The 18,975-nt window shown below is 58.5% G+C and carries 17 protein-coding genes; 15 read left to right on the top strand and 2 right to left on the bottom strand.

Annotated elements, in window-relative coordinates:
- The first annotated feature begins 24 nt into the window (after positions 1-24).
- From minC to AC1DWM_RS26085, 7 genes are all read left to right on the top strand, one after another.
- A complete protein-coding gene (gene minC / locus AC1DWM_RS26115) occupies positions 25-762 on the top strand; it encodes a septum site-determining protein MinC (RefSeq protein WP_223513952.1) in 738 nt (245 codons plus the stop codon).
- A gap of 201 nt (positions 763-963) precedes the next feature.
- The gene (gene minD / locus AC1DWM_RS26110) at positions 964-1,776 is read left to right on the top strand and encodes a septum site-determining protein MinD (protein ID WP_223513955.1); all 813 of its coding nucleotides are present in this window, start codon (positions 964-966) and stop codon (positions 1,774-1,776) included.
- Positions 1,776-2,030: a cell division topological specificity factor MinE gene (gene minE, locus AC1DWM_RS26105; protein ID WP_007944431.1), complete on the top strand. Its 255-nt coding sequence runs from the start codon at positions 1,776-1,778 to the stop codon at positions 2,028-2,030. The genes minD and minE overlap by 1 nt, the downstream gene beginning before the upstream one ends.
- Before the next feature lie 180 nt (positions 2,031-2,210).
- On the top strand, positions 2,211-2,846 hold the full coding sequence (locus tag AC1DWM_RS26100) for an RluA family pseudouridine synthase (protein ID WP_007944430.1): 636 nt from the start codon (positions 2,211-2,213) through the stop codon (positions 2,844-2,846).
- Between the two features lie 189 nt (positions 2,847-3,035).
- Positions 3,036-4,325, top strand: coding sequence for a M18 family aminopeptidase (locus tag AC1DWM_RS26095; RefSeq protein ID WP_477796512.1), 1,290 nt, complete (start codon positions 3,036-3,038; stop codon positions 4,323-4,325).
- A 177-nt stretch (positions 4,326-4,502) separates the two neighbouring features.
- On the top strand, positions 4,503-4,679 hold the full coding sequence (locus AC1DWM_RS26090; RefSeq protein ID WP_223513959.1) for a hypothetical protein: 177 nt from the start codon (positions 4,503-4,505) through the stop codon (positions 4,677-4,679).
- 77 nt (positions 4,680-4,756) lie between these two features.
- Entirely contained in the window at positions 4,757-6,913 is a 2,157-nt protein-coding gene (locus AC1DWM_RS26085; RefSeq protein ID WP_477796511.1) for a mechanosensitive ion channel family protein, read from the top strand.
- A 118-nt stretch (positions 6,914-7,031) separates the two neighbouring features.
- Here the strand turns inward: AC1DWM_RS26085 and AC1DWM_RS26080 are convergent, their stop codons facing one another.
- Positions 7,032-7,745 carry a UTRA domain-containing protein gene (locus AC1DWM_RS26080; RefSeq protein ID WP_223513962.1) on the bottom strand — a complete coding sequence of 238 codons (714 nt, stop codon included), beginning with the start codon at positions 7,743-7,745 and terminating at the stop codon, positions 7,032-7,034.
- 361 nt (positions 7,746-8,106) lie between these two features.
- Here AC1DWM_RS26080 and AC1DWM_RS26075 point away from each other — a divergent pair, with 361 nt between their 5' ends.
- The 6 genes from AC1DWM_RS26075 (at position 8,107) to AC1DWM_RS26050 (ending at position 13,462) form a co-directional block, all read left to right on the top strand.
- Complete coding sequence (locus AC1DWM_RS26075; RefSeq protein ID WP_223513964.1) at positions 8,107-9,171, top strand: ABC transporter substrate-binding protein; 1,065 nt, start codon at positions 8,107-8,109, stop codon at positions 9,169-9,171.
- Between the two features lie 181 nt (positions 9,172-9,352).
- Positions 9,353-10,159 carry an alkaline phosphatase family protein gene (locus AC1DWM_RS26070; RefSeq protein ID WP_223513965.1) on the top strand — a complete coding sequence of 269 codons (807 nt, stop codon included), beginning with the start codon at positions 9,353-9,355 and terminating at the stop codon, positions 10,157-10,159.
- Entirely contained in the window at positions 10,156-11,001 is an 846-nt protein-coding gene (locus tag AC1DWM_RS26065) for an ABC transporter permease (protein WP_223513968.1), read from the top strand. Before AC1DWM_RS26070 ends, AC1DWM_RS26065 begins: the two co-directional genes overlap by 4 nt.
- Complete coding sequence (locus AC1DWM_RS26060; protein ID WP_477796510.1) at positions 10,988-11,788, top strand: ABC transporter permease; 801 nt, start codon at positions 10,988-10,990, stop codon at positions 11,786-11,788. Before AC1DWM_RS26065 ends, AC1DWM_RS26060 begins: the two co-directional genes overlap by 14 nt.
- Complete coding sequence (locus tag AC1DWM_RS26055; protein WP_223513974.1) at positions 11,785-12,774, top strand: ABC transporter ATP-binding protein; 990 nt, start codon at positions 11,785-11,787, stop codon at positions 12,772-12,774. The genes AC1DWM_RS26060 and AC1DWM_RS26055 overlap by 4 nt, the downstream gene beginning before the upstream one ends.
- Before the next feature lie 34 nt (positions 12,775-12,808).
- A complete protein-coding gene (locus AC1DWM_RS26050) occupies positions 12,809-13,462 on the top strand; it encodes an HAD family hydrolase (protein WP_223513977.1) in 654 nt (217 codons plus the stop codon).
- A gap of 112 nt (positions 13,463-13,574) precedes the next feature.
- Here the strand turns inward: AC1DWM_RS26050 and AC1DWM_RS26045 are convergent, their stop codons facing one another.
- A complete protein-coding gene (locus tag AC1DWM_RS26045) occupies positions 13,575-14,537 on the bottom strand; it encodes a zinc-binding dehydrogenase (RefSeq protein WP_477796509.1) in 963 nt (320 codons plus the stop codon).
- 139 nt (positions 14,538-14,676) lie between these two features.
- Here AC1DWM_RS26045 and AC1DWM_RS26040 point away from each other — a divergent pair, with 139 nt between their 5' ends.
- Positions 14,677-16,758, top strand: coding sequence for a carboxy terminal-processing peptidase (locus tag AC1DWM_RS26040; protein ID WP_452627565.1), 2,082 nt, complete (start codon positions 14,677-14,679; stop codon positions 16,756-16,758).
- Positions 16,759-16,905: 147 nt separating this feature from the next.
- A complete protein-coding gene (locus AC1DWM_RS26035; protein ID WP_477796508.1) occupies positions 16,906-18,684 on the top strand; it encodes a bifunctional diguanylate cyclase/phosphodiesterase in 1,779 nt (592 codons plus the stop codon).
- Positions 18,685-18,975: the final 291 nt, after the last annotated feature.

The raw sequence follows: 18,975 nt of genomic DNA, 5'->3' as shown, positions 1-18,975 counted from the left end.
GTGACAAGCCGTTGTATGCCGACCATGAGCCAAACCGAACCGCAAGACCAGGATCCCGTGTTCCAGTTGAAGGGCAGCATGCTCGCCATTACGGTGCTGGAACTGGCCCGCAACGACCTCGAGAACCTTGATCGGCAACTGGCCGCCAAGGTCGCTCAGGCGCCTAACTTTTTCAGCAATGCGCCGCTGGTGCTGGCCCTGGACAAACTTCCGGCCGGCGAAGGCGCGGTGGATTTGCCAGGGCTGATGCGCGTTTGCCGCCAGCATGGCTTGCGCACGCTGGCCATCCGCGCCAGCCGTATCGAAGACATCGCTGCCGCCATCGCGGTCGATCTGCCCGTGTTGCCGCCGTCCGGTGCCCGTGAGCGTGCGCTTGACCCGCTCGAAGGCCAGGTGAAGAAAAAACCGGAAAAACCGCCGGAACCGACCATCAAACCGACGAAAATCATCACCTCGCCAGTACGTGGTGGCCAGCAGATTTATGCCCAGGGTTGCGATTTGGTGGTGATTTCATCGGTCAGCCCGGGGGCGGAACTTCTCGCCGATGGCAATATCCATGTATACGGCCCTATGCGCGGTCGTGTATTAGCCGGCGTCAAAGGCGACACGAAAGCCAGGATTTTTTGCCAGCAAATGAGCGCCGAACTGGTGTCTATCGCAGGCCACTACAAGGTCTCCGAGGATCTGCGTCGCGATCCCTTGTGGGGTGCGGGCGTACAAGTCAGCCTGTCCGGCGACGTGTTGAACATCATTCGGCTTTAACGGATACTGCCGCATTTTCCAAACATCTCTAAAACGTAGCGAAAACGGCTCAAGCGAAGTAGGAAAAAGGCTAAAAGCAGTGTTTACCGGGGGTAAGCGCCGCTCAGAACCGGATTCCAGCCAAGGCTGTCCGGCTGCAGTAGTTTTTCAAGAGATGTTTTTCAGGGGCTAAATGTCCTTTTTCCTTAGGGGTGAAACACCTTGGCCAAGATTCTCGTGGTTACATCCGGCAAGGGTGGTGTGGGTAAGACCACCACCAGCGCCGCTATCGGTACCGGCCTCGCTCTGCGTGGTCACAAAACAGTAATCGTCGACTTCGACGTCGGCCTGCGTAACCTCGACCTGATCATGGGTTGCGAGCGTCGCGTGGTGTATGACTTCGTCAACGTGGTCAACGGCGAAGCCAACCTGCAGCAAGCCCTGATCAAAGACAAACGCCTGGAGAACCTCTACGTCCTGGCCGCCAGTCAGACTCGCGACAAAGACGCGCTGACGGTGGAAGGCGTGGAAAAAGTCCTGATGGCGCTGAAAGAAGACTTCGAATTCGTGGTCTGCGATTCCCCGGCGGGTATCGAAAAAGGCGCCCACCTGGCCATGTACTTCGCTGATGAAGCGATTATCGTGACCAACCCGGAAGTGTCCTCGGTTCGTGACTCGGACCGTATGCTGGGCCTGCTGGCCAGCAAATCGCGCCGCGCTGAAAAAGGCGAAGAGCCGATCAAGGAACACTTGCTGCTGACTCGCTATAACCCGCAACGCGTCAGCGATGGCGAAATGCTCGGCGTCGAAGACGTCAAAGAGATTCTGGCTGTCGCCCTGCTGGGTGTGATTCCGGAATCGCAAGCGGTGCTCAAGGCCTCCAACTCCGGTGTGCCGGTGATTCTCGACGACCAAAGCGACGCCGGTCAGGCGTACAGCGATGCCGTCGATCGTCTGCTGGGCAAATCCGTGGAACATCGTTTCCTCGATGTCACGAAGAAGGGATTCTTCGAGCGCCTGTTTGGAGGTAGATAATGAACATTTTTGACTTCTTTCGTGCCAACAAGAAGCCAAGTACCGCATCGGTAGCGAAAGAGCGTCTACAGATCATCGTGGCGCATGAACGCGGCCAACGCAGTACGCCGGACTACTTGCCAGCCTTGCAGAAGGAATTGGTGGAAGTGATCCGCAAGTACGTCAATATCGGGTCCGATGACGTGCACGTCGCTCTGGAAAACCAGGGCAGCTGCTCGATTCTGGAACTCAATATCACCCTGCCAGATCGTTAATCGATCCGGTCGGAGCCACGGCGGCTCAGGCTTACGCCCCTGTAGGAGCCGAGCTTGCTCGCGATGACGGTTTACATTCAACGACGATGTTGAATGACCAACCGCTATCGCGAGCAAGCTCGGCTCCTACAGAGTGCGAGGTTCTGAGCCGCCGTTGGCGTTTGTTACGAGGCTGTTTTAATGCCGTTGTCCAACGTCCACATCATCCATCAGGACGCCGCCGTACTGGTGGTGAACAAACCGACCCTTTTGCTCTCCGTCCCTGGCCGGGCTGACGACAACAAGGATTGCCTGATTACCCGCCTGCAAGAAAACGGCTACCCGGAAGCGCGAATTGTCCACCGTCTGGACTGGGAAACCTCCGGCATCATTCTTCTGGCCCGTGACCCGGACACTCATCGCGAGCTGTCTCGGCAATTTCACGACCGCGAAACCGAAAAAGCCTACACGGCGTTGTGCTGGGGTCAGCCGGAACTGGACAGCGGCAGCATCGACTTGCCCTTGCGCTACGACCCGCCGACCAAGCCACGCCATGTGGTCGACCATGAATTCGGCAAACACGCCCTGACCTTCTGGCGTGTGCTGGAACGCTGTGGCGACTGGTGCCGCGTTGAACTCACACCGATCACCGGCCGCTCGCACCAATTGCGTGTGCACATGCTCTCCATCGGCCACCCGCTATTGGGCGACGGGCTCTATGCCCACGAGCAAGCCCTGGCCGCCTGGCCGCGCCTGTGCCTGCACGCCAGCATGCTCAGCTTCACCCACCCTCAAACCGGCGAACGCTTGCGCTTCGAGTGCCCGGCACCGTTCTGACAGCCGATGTTTAACCTGTAGGAGCTGAGCTTGCTCGCGATAGCGGTCTGTCAGCCGACATCCACGTTGAATGTGGCATCGTCATCGCGAGCAAGCTCGGCTCCTACAAGTGATTTTCCACACCAGCAGTCCACCGCCAATTCTCTGACCAATACGTTAAACTGGCGCCACTGCTGTCTGGAGCTTCTTATGCGCGAAGAGTTGAACCAAGGCCTGATCGACTTCCTCAAGGCCTCCCCTACCCCATTCCATGCCACTGCCAGCCTTGTACAACGCCTGGAAGCGGCGGGCTTCATGCGCCTTGACGAGCGCGAGCCCTGGACCACCGAAGCCAACGGTCGTTACTACGTCACCCGTAATGATTCCTCCATCGTCGCGATCAAGATGGGGCGTCATTCGCCGCTGCATGGCGGTATTCGCCTGGTAGGCGCGCACACCGACAGCCCTTGCCTGCGGGTCAAACCTCAGCCAGAGCTGCAGCGTCAGGGTTTCTGGCAATTGGGCGTCGAAGTCTATGGCGGAGCGTTGCTGGCGCCGTGGTTCGACCGCGACCTGTCCCTCGCGGGCCGCGTGACCTTCCGCCGTGACGGCAAGGTCGAGAGCCAGTTGATCGACTTCAAGGCGCCCATCGCGACTATTCCGAACCTGGCGATTCACCTTAACCGTGAAGCCAACATGGGCTGGGCAATCAATGCGCAGACCGAATTGCCGCCGATCCTCGCGCAATTCGCCGGCGACGAGCGGGTGGACTTCCGCGCCGTGCTCACCAACCAGCTGGCACTGGAACATGGCTTGAACGCCGACGTCGTGCTTGATTACGAGTTGAGTTTCTACGACATCCAAAGCGCAGCGGTCATCGGCTTGCATGGAGACTTCATTGCCGGCGCGCGTCTGGATAACCTGCTGTCGTGCTACGCAGGTCTGCAAGCTCTGCTGACCGCCGAAACCGACGAAACCTGTGTGCTGGTCTGCAACGATCACGAAGAAGTCGGTTCCTGTTCGGCCTGCGGCGCTGATGGCCCTATGCTTGAGCAGACGTTGCGTCGCCTGCTGCCTGAAGGTGACGAGTTCGTGCGCACCATTCAGAAGTCCCTGCTGGTTTCGGCCGACAACGCCCACGGCGTGCACCCCAACTACGCCGACAAACACGACGCCAACCACGGCCCGAAACTCAACGCCGGCCCGGTGATCAAGGTCAACAGCAACCAGCGTTACGCCACCAACAGCGAAACCGCCGGCTTCTTCCGTCATCTGTGCATGGCCGAGGAAGTACCGGTGCAAAGCTTTGTGGTACGCAGCGACATGGGCTGTGGCTCGACCATCGGCCCGATCACCGCCAGCCACCTGGGCGTGCGCACAGTGGACATCGGCCTGCCGACGTTCGCCATGCACTCGATCCGCGAACTGTGCGGTAGCCACGACCTGGCGCACCTGGTCAAAGTGCTGAGCGCGTTCTATGCCTGCCAGGAATTGCCGTAGCTCCTAAAAGCATCGCGAGCAGGCTCACTCCCACAGTTGGAATGCATTCCAATGTGGGAGTGAGCCTGCTCGCGATGGCGGCAGCACTGCCACCACAGCATGTTGCTTTACACACCTGACAATCAGCCACCCAAAAGCCACCTAGACTTAAATTATCCTTCTGACAAGGCCGTCTCCATGATCTCGTTGTCTTCGTTTCACGCCATGCTGGTCCCGATCCTCGCCGGGATGCTCATGCTGGCAATCGGCTTCAACTTTCGCGACAAAAACGCCGGTGTATTTGCCATGTGGATTGGCATGCTGACCATTTTCGGCACCGTGATTTTCAAGATCCTCGCCAAACTCAACGAATAAATCCTCCCCCTGACTCGCATTGATTTAGACGGGCTCGTACACTCGGTCGATCCGTTCATCCCGAGGTTGACCGCCTAGTGCTCGCCCGTCTTTTCGCCCTGCCGTGTTTCTTCCTTGTCTGCCTCATGACGTTGCTACCGATGGCGCCTGCCCAGGCGGCCGGTTTGCCGAGCCTGCTCGGCAGTTCGACGAAAGCCCAGCCCGAGGCGCAAGAACCGTTAGGCCAATCGCTGGATGAAGTCATCAAATCGCTGGAAAACGATCAGCAGCGCAGCAAACTGCTGGCCGACCTGAAGAAACTGCGCGACGCCACCAAAAAGGCGCAACCCGCCGCCGAAGAAGGTGTGCTGGGACTGATCGGCGGCACGCTGGCCACGTTCGAAAAGCAATTCTCCGGCGCTGATAGCCCGCTCACCCGCTGGTCTGACGAACTCGCGCTGGCCAGGGACGAACTGACGGCATTGATGATGCCGGCCAGTGAGTGGCTGCCGATCATCTTCGCATTCGCCATGATCCTGATGGTCTGGAGCCTGCTTGCCGCGGCTCTGATTTGGGTCAGTCACCGGGTACGCACGCGCTTCGGCCTGACCGAAGAACTGCCGCAACACCCCAAGGCGCTGGACATGTTGCGCTTCGCCCTGCGCAAGCTCGGGCCATGGTTGGTCGCCCTGGTGATCACCGTCTACATGAGCTATGCGCTGCCCTCGTCATTGGGCAAAAGCCTGGCCATGGTGCTGGCTTACGCGCTGGTGGTCGGCACGTGTTTCTCGGCGATCTGTGTGATCGCCTTCTCCCTGCTCGATGGCCCGCACCGCCACCGCGCCTTGTATATCCTGCGGCACCAAGCCTTTCGGCCGTTATGGTTGATCGGCAGTTTCGCCGCGTTTGGTGAGGCGCTGAACGATCCGCGACTGGTCGCCGGTCTTGGCAGTCACCTGGCGCACACGGCGGCGACGGCGGCCAACGTGCTGGCCGCGATTTCTACCGGGCTGTTTATCTTGCGGTTCCGTCGACCGATCGCGCACTTGATCCGCAATCAGCCGCTGTCCCGGCGCCTGACCCGGCGCGCCCTGAGCGATACCATCGAAATTCTTGGCACCTTCTGGTACGTCCCGGCACTGGTGCTGGTAGCCGTCTCGCTGTTCGCCACGTTCGTCTCGGCGGGCGACACCAGCACCGCATTGCGGCAGTCGCTGATTTGCACCGTGTTGCTGGTGTTGAGTATGGTCATCAATGGCCTGGTGCGACGCCACGCCCTGAAACCGCAACGCGGTGTGAAGCGCCATGCCCTGTATTCGGAACGCCTGAAGAATTTTTTCTACACCCTCGTTCATCTGCTGGTGTGGTTGGCGTTCATCGAACTCGGCCTGCGGGTCTGGGGCATGTCACTGATCACATTCACCGAAGGTGAGGGCCATGAGGTCAGCGTCAAACTGTTCAGCCTCGCCGGCACGCTTATTTTCGCCTGGCTGGTCTGGATCCTCAGCGACACCGCCGTGCACCTCGCGCTCACCCGCTCACGCAAAGGCCTGGCCAATACCCGCGCGCAGACGATGATGCCGTTGATCCGCAACGTGTTGTTTGTGGCGATTTTCATTATCGCGCTGATCGTCGCGCTGGCGAACATGGGCATGAACGTCACGCCATTGCTGGCCGGTGCCGGCGTGATCGGTCTGGCCATCGGTTTCGGTGCACAGTCGCTGGTGGCGGACTTGATCACCGGTCTGTTCATCATCATCGAAGACTCCTTGGCCATCGATGATTACGTGGACGTCGGCGGCCACCTGGGCACCGTCGAAGGGCTGACCATCCGCACCGTGCGCCTGCGGGACATCGACGGCATCGTCCACACCATTCCGTTCAGCGAAATCAAAAGCATCAAGAACTACTCCCGGGAATTCGGCTACGCGATTTTCCGGGTGGCAGTGCCGTCCGACATGGACATTGATAGCGCGATCAAACTGATGCGCGAAGTCGGTCAGAAAATGCGTACTGACCCGCTGCAACGTCGCAACATCTGGTCGCCACTGGAGTTCCAGGGTGTCGAGAGTTTCGAGTCCGGCAACGCAATCCTTCGCGCCCGGTTCAAAACCGCGCCGATCAAACAGTGGGAAGTTTCGCGGGCGTTCAATCTGTCGCTCAAGCGGCATATGGATGAGGCGGGGCTGGATCTGGCGATACCGCGTATGAGTGTTCAGGTTGCTACGGCGACCGGTGGGCCGCAGAAGGAATAGCCTAACCTGTCAGACCGCCATCGCGAGCAGGCTCGCTCCCACATTAGATCTGTGTCGTTCACAAATCCCCTGTGGGAGCGAGCCTGCTCGCGATGGCGGCGACTCGGTTTTCTGCGAGCTAGACCACATCCACACCGACATGAATCGCATCATGCCGCCAGAACTCCAGGTCACAGTCGATCAGCCGCTCATGCTGATCGTAGTTGACCCGGGCAATGCGCAGCCCCGGGCTGCCCACCGACACCCGTAACGCGGCGGCCGCATCCGCCGAGAGTGACGTCGGCACTATTTCGAAACGCACCCGCCCGTAGTGCAAATCGTAATGCCGTGCGTACAACTCGGTGATCGACTGATTCAAATCAAACTCAAGAATCCCCGGAAAATACTGCGGATTCAAATAGTGCTCCACGTACAACACCAGCCGCTCATCAATGCGCCGCGCGCGGCAAATCTGGATCACGCTCGACAGCGCCGGCAACTGCAACCAGGCGCACACCGCTGCTGAGGCGGGTTGCAACCGCGCCGAAATCACTTCAGTGGACGGCACACGCCCCTGCGCGCTGACCATTGCGTGAAAGTGACTGCGCTGCATCAGGTTATAGGCCAGGCGCGGTGGCGAAACGAACCAGCCACGGCGCTCTTCGCGATAAATCTGGCCCTGCGCTTCCAGCTGCAACAACGCCTCGCGCACGGTAATCCGTGTGGTCCCGAACAACTCACTGAGCTTGCGCTCGGCCGGTAGTTTGCTGCCGGACGCCAACAAACCGTGGTCGAGCTGCTCCTGCAAGACCTGACCAATGGCCGTCACCGCTTTCGTTGCCTCATCACGCATCAACGTTACCTATCTGGACTAGACCAGCGCTGTTTCGGAGCAGAACCGCGCGGTAAAACCGGTTCATCGACATCCTGCAAGCGTAGGCAATGCAGATGACTGATCGATGACAAAGCAACCCAACGGTCATTCCACGGTCGCCGCAAACCCTGCAATACATCCTCCAAGTCCCTTGCTCACGGGGTCTTTACCCATGGTCTACGCTTACCGGGCACCTGCCCAATACCGGGCAAATAACTGTGCTGCCGGGCGACCACCGACATGAAAGTGTCATCGAGCCCGCCTAAATTGGCTCAGGTATTGCTGACCTAGACCAACACAACCGCAATCGCAGCGTTGAAAACGCCCAAAGGAGCTTCGGATGAAAAAGCTTTTCCTGGCATCACTGTTAGGCTCGACCATTGCCATGTGCACCGCCGCCATGGCGGCTGATGATTTGAAAACCCTCGAAGCCGCTGCGAAAGCGGAAGGCGCAGTCAACAGCGTCGGCATGCCCGATGACTGGGCCAACTGGAAAGGCACCTGGGCAGACCTGGCCAAAACCTACGGCCTCAAGCACATCGACACCGACATGAGCTCGGCCCAGGAAATCGCCAAGTTCGCCGCTGAAAAAGACAACGCCAGCGCTGACATTGGTGACGTGGGCGCAGCCTTTGGTCCGATCGCGGTCAAGCAAGGCGTGGTGCAGCCTTACAAGCCCACCACCTGGGATCAGGTTCCGGCCTGGGCGAAGGACAAGGACGGCAACTGGGCGCTGGCCTACACCGGCTCCATCGCGTTTATCATCAACAAAAAACTGCTGCACGGTTCCGAAGCACCCACCAAATGGGCTGACCTCAAGGGTGGCAAATACAAGGTTTCCATCGGCGACGTGAGCACCGCGGCCCAGGCGGCCAACGGTGTACTGGCGGCGGCTTTGGCCAATGGCGGTAACGAGGCAAACCTTGATCCAGCCCTGAAACTGTTCGCAGAAATCGCCAAACAGGGTCGCCTGTCGATGGCCAACCCGACGATTGCCACCATGGAAAAGGGTGAAATTGAAGTCGGTGTGGTCTGGGACTTCAATGGTCTGAGCTACAAGGCCAAGATGGCCAATCCGGATGACTACGTCGTGCTGATTCCATCCGATGGTTCGGTGATCTCTGGCTACACCACCATCATCAACAAATACGCGAAAAACCCGAACGCCGCCAAGCTGACCCGCGAATACATCTTCAGCGACGCCGGCCAGATCAACCTGGCAAAAGGCAACGCGCGTCCGATTCGTGCCGAGCACATCAAACTGCCAGAAGACGTGAAATCCAAGCTGCTGCCTAACGAGCAGTACAAAAACGTGACGCCGATCAAAGACGCCGACGCATGGGAAAAGACCTCCAAAGCCCTTCCTCAGAAGTGGAACGAAGAAGTCATCGTAGAAATGAAGTGATGTCGTAAATCCCCACATTGGATAACCCAAGGGAAATCCAATGTGGGAGCGAGCCTGCTCGCGATAGCGGTTGAACATTCGATGCAGATGTTGAATGTCATACCGCTATCGCGAGCAGGCTCACTCCCACAGGGGATTGATTGCGTATTTGAAATAACTGTTTCGCGGAGTTTTTGCCTCTATGAAGCACAACGTCATCCTTGTCGTGCTCGACGGTCTCAACCACGAAGTCGCGCGCCACACCATGGGGCACCTGCAGGCCTACGTCGGCGCAGGGCGCGCTGCGCTCTACAAACTGGAGTGCGAACTGCCGTCCCTGTCCCGTCCACTCTACGAATGCATTCTCACCGGCGTCCCGCCCATCGAGAGCGGCATCGTTCACAACAACGTCTCGCGCCTGTCCAACCAGCGCAGCATTTACCACTACGCCACGGACGCCGGCCTTACAACCGCCGCCGCGGCGTATCACTGGGTCAGCGAGCTGTATAACCGTTCGCCGTTTGTGGCTGCACGGGATCGTCACACCGACGACGAAGCCCTGCCGATCCAGCACGGTCACTTCTACTGGAACGACCACTACCCGGATTCGCACCTGTTCGCCGATGCCGAAAGTCTGCGTCTGCGTCATGCGCCGAATTTTCTATTGATCCACCCGATGAACATCGACGACGCCGGGCACAAACACGGCCTCGACACCCCGCAATACCGCAACAGCGCCCGCACGGTCGACATCATCCTGGCCGACTACCTGCGTACCTGGCTCGACGCCGGCTATCAAGTGCTGGTGACCGCCGACCACGGCATGAACAACGACCGCTCCCACAACGGCCTGTTGCCGGAAGAACGCGAAGTGCCGCTGTTTGTCCTCGGTGACGCATTCAGTTTCAACCCCGACGCCACGCCGAAACAGACCGACATCTGCGGCACGGTCTGCGAACTGCTGGGCGTGGCCCACGACAAACCTGTGTGCATGGAGCTGCTCAAGTGAATTCGAATACCCGTGGGAAGTGGTTGGCAGCCTTGTGCCTTGTACCCTTCACCCTGTTTTTTATCGTGTTCGAAATCGCCCCGCTGTCCTGGGTGATGATTAACAGTCTGCAATCGGAAGAATTCGGCTGGGGGCTGGCCAACTTCACCAAGATTTTCAATTCAAAATTCTACTTGCAGGCGATCCAGTACAGCCTCGAGATCAGTTTCTGGTCCAGCGTATTCGGGATCATTATCGCAGTGCTGGGTGCTTACTCCCTGCGCCGGGTCGACTCGAAACTGCGCAATTTCGTCAATGCTTTCGCCAACATGACCAGCAACTTCGCCGGCGTGCCCCTGGCCTTCGCGTTCATCATCCTGCTGGGCTTCAACGGCAGCTTCACCATCATGCTCAAACAGGCCGGAATCATTCAGGATTTCAACCTGTACTCGAAAACCGGACTGATTATTCTCTACACCTACTTCCAGATTCCGCTCGGCGTGTTGCTGCTCTACCCGGCTTTCGATGCCTTGCGCGAGGACTGGCGCGAGTCCGCCGAATTGCTCGGCGCCAACGGCTGGCAGTTCTGGCGGCACATCGGCTTGCCGGTACTGACACCGGCGTTGCTCGGTACGTTCGTGATCCTGCTGGCCAACGCTCTTGGCGCTTACGCGACGGTTTACGCGTTGACCACCGGCAACTTCAACGTGATGACCATCCGCATCGCGGCGATGGTGTCCGGCGATATTTCCCTGGACCCGAACCTCGCCAGTGCCCTGGCGGTGGTGCTGGTGGCATTGATGACCCTGGTGACCCTCGTGCATCAGTTGCTGTTGAAGAGGAGCTACCATGTCTCGCGCTGAACTGGGCCCCGTCGGTGTCTACCACCGCGTGGTGGTGTATCTGCTGTTTGCCATTCTGTTGTTGCCACTGTTCGGGACGCTGATCTACTCGATCGCCAGCAGTTGGTCGGCGACCATTCTGCCCAGCGGTTTTACCTTGAAGTGGTACATCCAGCTGTGGAGCGACCCACGCTTTCTCAGTGCGTTCGGTCAGTCGCTGCTGGTCTGCGTCGGCTCGTTGATCTTGTCGGTGGTGCTGATTCTGCCGCTGCTGTTTGTGGTGCATTACCACTTCCCGAAACTCGATGCGCTGATGAACATTCTGATCCTGCTGCCCTTCGCGGTGCCGCCGGTAGTGTCGACGGTGGGGCTGTTGCAGCTTTACGGTTCCGGACCGATTGCGATGGTCGGCACGCCATGGATTCTGATTGGCTGCTACTTCACGATTGCGCTGCCGTTCATGTACCGGGCGATCACCAACAACCTGCAAGCGATCAACCTGCGCGACCTGATGGACGCCGCACAACTGCTCGGCGCCAGCACTTGGCAAGCGGCATTCCTGGTGGTGCTGCCGAACCTGCGCAAGGGCTTGATGGTGGCGTTGCTGCTGTCGTTCTCGTTCCTGTTCGGGGAATTCGTGTTCGCCAACATCCTCGTCGGCACCCGCTACGAAACCCTGCAGGTCTACCTCAATAACATGCGTAACAGCAGCGGCCACTTCACCAGTGCGCTGGTGATTTCCTATTTCTTCTTTGTGCTGGTTCTGACCTGGGCGGCCAATATCTTGAACAAGGACAAAAGCGAATGAGCTATGTCAGCGTCCAACACCTGCAGAAAAACTACTCAGGTACGACGGTATTCAGCGACATCAACTGCGAGATCCAGAAAGGTGAGTTCGTCACCCTGCTCGGCCCGTCTGGTTGCGGCAAATCCACGCTGTTGCGTTGCATCGCCGGCCTGACATCGGTCGACGGCGGCAAGATTCTGCTCGAGGGTCAGGACCTTGTTCCATTGAGCCCGCAGAAACGCGGGATCGGCATGGTCTTTCAGAGTTATGCACTGTTCCCGAACATGACCGTGGAACAAAACATCGCCTTCGGCCTGCGGATGCAGAAGGTCAACGCCGACGACAGCCAAAGGCGCGTTGCCGAAGTGCTCAATCTGGTGGAACTGAACGACTTCGCCGCACGTTTTCCCCATCAACTGTCTGGCGGCCAGTGCCAGCGTGTAGCCCTCGCCCGCTCGCTGGTCACGCGACCACGGCTGTTACTGCTGGATGAACCGCTGTCGGCCCTCGACGCACGGATTCGCAAGCACTTGCGCGAACAGATCCGTCAGATCCAGCGCGAACTGGGCCTGACCACGATTTTCGTCACACACGATCAGGAAGAAGCGCTGACCATGTCTGACCGGATCTTCCTGATGAATCAGGGAAAGATCGTACAAAGCGGCGACGCCGAAACCCTGTACACCGCGCCGGTGGATGTGTTCGCCGCCGGTTTCATCGGTAACTACAACCTGCTGGACGCCGACAGCGCTTCGAAGCTGCTGCAACGACCGATCAGCCACCGCATTGCAATTCGCCCGGAAGCCATCGAGCTGAGCCTGAACGGCCAATTGGACGCCCAGGTGCGCAGCCACAGCTTGCTCGGCAACGTGATTCGTTATCGGGTCGAAGCCCGCGGCGTGGAATTGGTAGTCGATGTGCTGAACCGCTCGGCGGCCGACCTGCATCCCGATGGTCAGCGCCTGGCACTTTCCATCGATCCGACGGCCCTCTGTGAGGTAGCCTGATGCCCTTGCTGAAGTTAAAGAGAGAACTGCACTGATGGCCCTGGCAATTTTTGATCTGGATGAAACCCTGATCCACGGCGACTGCGCCACCCTCTGGAGCGAGCAAATGGGCCGCCTGGGCTGGGTCGACCCTGAGTCGTTCATGCGTCAGAACAACGAGCTGATGGACGCTTACAGCCACGGCAAGTTGCGCATGGAAGAGTACATGGCGTTCAGCCTCGAGCCGATGATCGGCAGGACGCCTGAAGAGGTCGATCACCTGGTCGGACCATGGGTTGAAGACTTCATCGAGCCGATCATCTTCAGCGATGCCACCAAAGCCATCGCCGCCCACCGCAAGGCTGGCGACAGGATTGTGGTTATCTCGGCGTCCGGCACGCACCTGGTGCGGCCGATTGCCGAACGCCTGGGCATCGACGAGATTCTCGGCATCGAACTGGAAGTCGCGCATGGGGTGTATAGCGGCCACACCGTTGGCACGCTGACCTACCGCGAAGGCAAGATCACCCGTCTGCTGGAATGGCTGGATGCGGAAGAGGAAAACCTCGAAGGCGCGAGCTTTTATTCCGATTCACGTAACGATTTACCGCTACTTCTGAAGGTGGATTTCCCTCATGTGGTAAACCCCGACCCGGTCCTGCTTGAGCACGCCGAAAAAGCCGGCTGGCCGATCCATATCTGGAAATAACAAATATCCCCCTGTAGGAGCCTGGCTTGCCAGCGATGGCGGCGTGTCAGCCACCAAACATGTCGGCTGGAAGACCGCTTTCGCGGGCAAGCCATGCTCCTACAGGTGTGTGTCAAACCAGGCTTTCGTCGATCACCAATACCAATTTTCCCGCGACGGTATTGCTCGCCAACTCCGCAAACGCCGCTTCGGCATCCTTGATCGGGAACGTCTTGGCCAGTTGCGGGCTCAAGCGTCCTTCGGCAAACAACGGCCAGACATGCTGGCTTAGATCACTGAACAAATCCGCCTTGAACTGCTCGTCGCGGCTGCGCAGGGTCGAGCCCAGCAGTTGCACGCGCTTGGCCAGCACCTGCGCCAGATCCAGCTGCGCCTCACGGCCCCCCATCAGGCCGATCAGCACCCAACGACCATCACGGGTCAGCAGCTTCAGATTCAGCGCGGCGTAGTTGCCGCCTACCGGGTCGAGGATCACATCGAACGGCCCCAGATCATTCAAACTGTCCAGGCCGCCCTTGCGTACCACCCCACCCTGCGCGCCCAGTGCTTCACAGTAAGCCAAACGCTCAGCGGAACCGACGCTGACCCAGCACGGGTTACCAAACGCCTTGCATAGCTGAATGGCTGCTGAACCAATACCACTTGCTCCGGCGTGCAGAAGAACTTTCTCACCCGGCTTGAGCGCAGCGAGCTGAAACAGATTCAGCCAGACGGTCGCATACACTTCGGGCAACGCGGCCGCCTCGACCAAGGACAGACCTTCGGGAACCGGCAACACATGCCGTCCGTCGACAACTACCTCTTCGGCCATCCCGCCCCCGGCCAGCAAGGCGCAAACTCGATCACCGACCTGCCAGGAAGACCCCGCGCCTACCTCGCTGATCACCCCTGAACACTCAAGACCCAGTACTTGACTGGCTCCCGGCGGGGGTGGATAGAGGCCCGCTTTCTGTAACAAATCGGCACGATTGAGTCCCGCTGCCGCCACTCGGATACGAACTTGTCCTACATCACATGTAGGACTGGGCTCTTCAAGCCACTCCACTCGACCTTCAACGCCTTGCAATGCTTTCACAGTGCCTCCATAGTGAGTCTGGACTGAGCCCGTATCTGTAGCGCCGGGCTTTCTTGCATTATGCGACCGGTTCTCGTGGATCCGGCGACTTCAAAGACGGCCTAATATGCGTGATCAATTGTCCCCGCGTCGAATCAGCATGAAGCATTTTTTTCCTGGCACCGCCCTAGCCCTCTTCATCGGTATCGGCCTGTTGCCGTTATCGACCAATACGTTTGCAGCCAATAGCTGGGACAAGCTTCAGCCTGATCGTGACGAAGTAATCGCCAGTCTGAACGTCGTCGAATTGCTCAAGCGCCATCACTACAGCAAGCCGCCGCTCGATGACGCGCGCTCCGTGATCATCTACGACAGCTATCTCAAGCTGTTGGACCCGTCGCGCAGCTACTTCATGGCCAGTGACATTGCCGAATTCGACAAATGGAAAACCGAGTTTGACGATTTCCTCAAAAGCGGCGACCTGAACGCCGGGTTCACCATCTACAAGCGCTACCTGGACCGCGTCAAGGCGCGTCTGGACTTCGCCCTTGCCGAGTTGAACAAAGGCGTCGACAAGATCGACTTCACCACCAAGGAAACCTTGCTGATCGACCGCAAGGACGCACCTTGGCTCAAATCCACCGCCGAACTCAACGACCTGTGGCGCAAACGCGTCAAGGACGAAGTGCTGCGGCAGAAGATCGCGGGCAAGGACTCCAAGCAAATTCAGGAAACCTTGATCAAGCGCTACAAGAACCAGTTGGCGCGCCTGGACCAGACCCGTGCGGAAGACATCTTCCAGGCGTACATCAACACCTTCGCCATGTCCTACGACCCGCACACCAACTATCTGTCGCCGGACAACGCGGAAAACTTCGACATCAACATGAGCCTGTCCCTGGAGGGCATCGGCGCCGTGTTGCAGAGCGATAACGACCAGGTAAAAGTCGTGCGTCTGGTACCTGCCGGCCCGGCCGACAAGACCAAAATGGTTGCCCCTGCCGACAAGATCATCGGCGTTGCCCAAGGCAACAAAGAGATGGTCGACGTGGTCGGCTGGCGCCTGGACGAAGTGGTCAAACTGATCCGTGGTCCGAAAGGCACCGTCGTGCGCCTGGAAGTCATTCCGGCCAGCAATGCGCCAAATGACCAGACCACCAAAATCGTGCCGATCACCCGCGAAGCGGTGAAGCTTGAAGATCAGGCGGTGAAGAAGTCGGTCCTCAACCTGAAACAGGATGGCAAGGACTACAAGCTCGGCGTCATCGAGATTCCGGCCTTCTACCTCGACTTCAAGGCTTTCCGTGCCGGCGATCCGGACTACAAGAGCACTACGCGCGACGTCAAGAAACTGCTGACCGAATTGCAGAAAGACAAGGTCGACGGCGTGGTCATCGACCTGCGCAACAACGGCGGTGGTTCCTTGCAGGAAGCCACCGAGCTGACCAGTCTGTTCATCGACAAGGGTCCTACGGTCCTGGTGCGTAACGCCGATGGCCGCGTCGATGTACTGGAAGATGAAAACCCGGGCGCCTTCTACAAAGGTCCGATGGCGTTGCTGGTCAACCGCTTGTCCGCCTCGGCTTCGGAGATTTTTGCTGGCGCGATGCAGGATTACCACCGCGCGTTGATCATCGGCGGCCAGACTTTCGGTAAAGGCACCGTGCAAACCATTCAGCCGCTGAACCATGGCGAACTGAAACTGACCCTGGCCAAGTTCTACCGGGTTTCCGGCCAGAGCACCCAGCATCAGGGCGTACTGCCAGACATCGATTACCCGTCGATCATCGACACCAAGGAAATCGGCGAAAGCGCCCTGCCGGAAGCCATGCCATGGGACACCATCAAGCCGGCCATCAAGCCTGCGGTTGATCCGTTCAAGCCGTACATCACCCAGCTCAAGTCCGAGCATGATGCACGCTCGGCCAAAGACGCGGAGTTCGTGTTCATCCGCGACAAGCTGGCCTTGGCACAGAAGCTGATGGATGAAAAAACCGTCAGCCTCAACGAAGTGGAGCGTCGGGCGCAGCACACCGACATCGAAGCCAAACAGCTGGTGATGGAAAACATCCGTCGCAAGGCCAAAGGCGAAGAACCGCTCAAAGAGCTGAAGAAAGAAGACGAAGACGCTATTGCGGCCGAGCCGGACAAGACCAAGCCAGAAGACGATGCATATCTGAGCGAGGCCGGTCGGATCCTGCTGGACTACCTGAAACTCAACAGCGCCGTCGCCAAGCACTAAGTTGTTACAAGCAAGATGATGGCAATTTAATGCTGACGCTCTCCGGAGCGTCATCAAACAGTCATCGTTCTGTCGTGAAATAAGGGACTGGGAGCACCTCTTTAACAAGAGTCTGCTCCCAGTCCTTTTTTTCGCCCAGAGATTGCCATGACCACGACAGAACAGCTGAGTGCCTTGAGTTCCATACTGGCTCAAAGCGGTTTGCACAGCCTGTTCCAGCCGATCATTTCCCTCTCCGAGCGACGTATTGTCGGCTATGAAGCCCTCACCCGTGGTCCCTCGAACAGCCCGCTGCACGCGCCCCTCGCATTGTTCTCGGTGGCCCGCCAGGCCGGTCGGTTGAGCGAGCTGGAAATCGCTTGTCGTGAAAGTGCTTGCCGACGTTTCAACGAACATCAACTGCCGGGCAAACTGTTCCTCAACGTTTCCCCGGAATCGCTGCTTGAGGCTGCCCACCAACCCGGTCGCACCTTGCAACTGCTGCAGGATTTCGGCATTGCGCCGAGCCAGGTGGTGATCGAACTCACCGAACAGACCCCGACCGACGACTTCCAGTTGTTGCAAAACGCGCTGCATCACTATCGGGCGATGGGGTTTTCCATTGCACTGGATGATCTGGGCGCGGGGTATTCAAGCTTGAGATTGTGGTCCGAACTGCGCCCGGATTACGTGAAGATCGATCGACACTTTATCGACGGCATTCACCAGGACGCGCTCAAACGCGAGTTTGTTGGCTCGATCCTGCAAATCGCCAAAGCTTCGCGGGCTCAAGTGATTGCCGAAGGCATTGAATTGCAAGAAGAGCTCGCGGTGCTGACCGAGATGGGCGTTGATCTGGTCCAGGGCTATCTGCTGTGCCGTCCTCAGGAATATCCGCCCCGGGATGCTCGCCACATGATGCCCAAACACGACAGCAGCGCCGTGGCACTGAATGACGAAGCCAGCGATCTCAGTCCACTGCTCAACGATCAACCGGCCGTGGCACGCAACACACCGACCGCCACCGTGCTGGAAGCTTTCCGCCGTCAGGCCAACCTGAATTCCCTGGCGGTGCTCGACGAACAAGGACAGCCCTGCGGCATCGTTCACCGACATTCGCTCTCAGACGCCCTGCTCAAGCCGTTTGCCACCGACCTGTTCGCCCGCAAACCGATCAGCCGCTTGATGAGCGACGACTTTCTCGCCGTGGAAATGAGCCAGTCACTGCAACAGGTCAGCCGCCTGATCACCAGCCGCGCGCGCCAACGCATTGAAGAAGACTTCATCATCACCCTCAATGGCGGCTATCTGGGATTGGGTCGGGTCATTGATGTACTCAAGCTGATTACCGAACTGAAAATCCAGCAAGCCCGCTACGCCAACCCACTGACCCTGTTGCCCGGCAACGTACCGATCCAGCAATGCCTGACGCGCTTGCTGCAACAGGAACGGGAGTCGGTGATCTGTTACGTCGACATCGACAGTTTCAAACCCTTCAACGACCTCTACGGCTACGGCCGTGGGGATGAAGTCCTGTTGTGCCTGGCGCACTGCCTGAATGAACGCATCGACCCTTCCCGCGACTTCGTCGGCCATATCGGCGGCGACGACTTCCTGCTGGTGCTCGGCCCGCAAGACTGGCGAAAACGCTTGAACCAGTTGCTGGACGACTTCCACAGCCAATGCCGACGCTTCTACCGCAGCGAACACCTGGAAGCCGGCTGCTTCATTGCCCCAAACCGTCAGGGTGTGCGGCAGGAGTTTGCGTTGTTGTCATTGTCGATCGGCGTGGTGCATCTGCATCCACAGGCCTGTGGGCAACTCGATGCGAGCCAGTTGGCAGAGATGGCATCGCAGGCCAAACACCACGCCAAGAATGTGCAGGGGTATAGCGTGCATGTGATTGATAGTTTGGTGCTGGCTGAGAAGGAAAACGCATTTGCTTGAAGGGCATCGCTGAATGGTCTGACGCCTTCGCGGGCAAGCCCGCTCCTATGTATGGACTCGCCCCCACTGTCTACCTGCTTTTCAAACACTGCTACCCGGTTGCATCTATGTATAAGGCCTATTCGAGGAAGCCATCTTTGGCTTCTGGCCAACATTGGTTGAGCTCACGGTATGCCGATTACATTCAGGCCTCGAAGGCCGGTAGGAGCGCAGGCATCAATCCGCGACGGTCTGACCTGGGGTCAATGTTTTCTAGCAGGGGCTGGAGCGCACTTGCGCCCCGGTGGCAGA

It is taken from the genome of Pseudomonas sp. P4_C8 (assembly GCF_056401975.1).
This window is presented reverse-complemented; position numbering and strand designations above follow the sequence as displayed.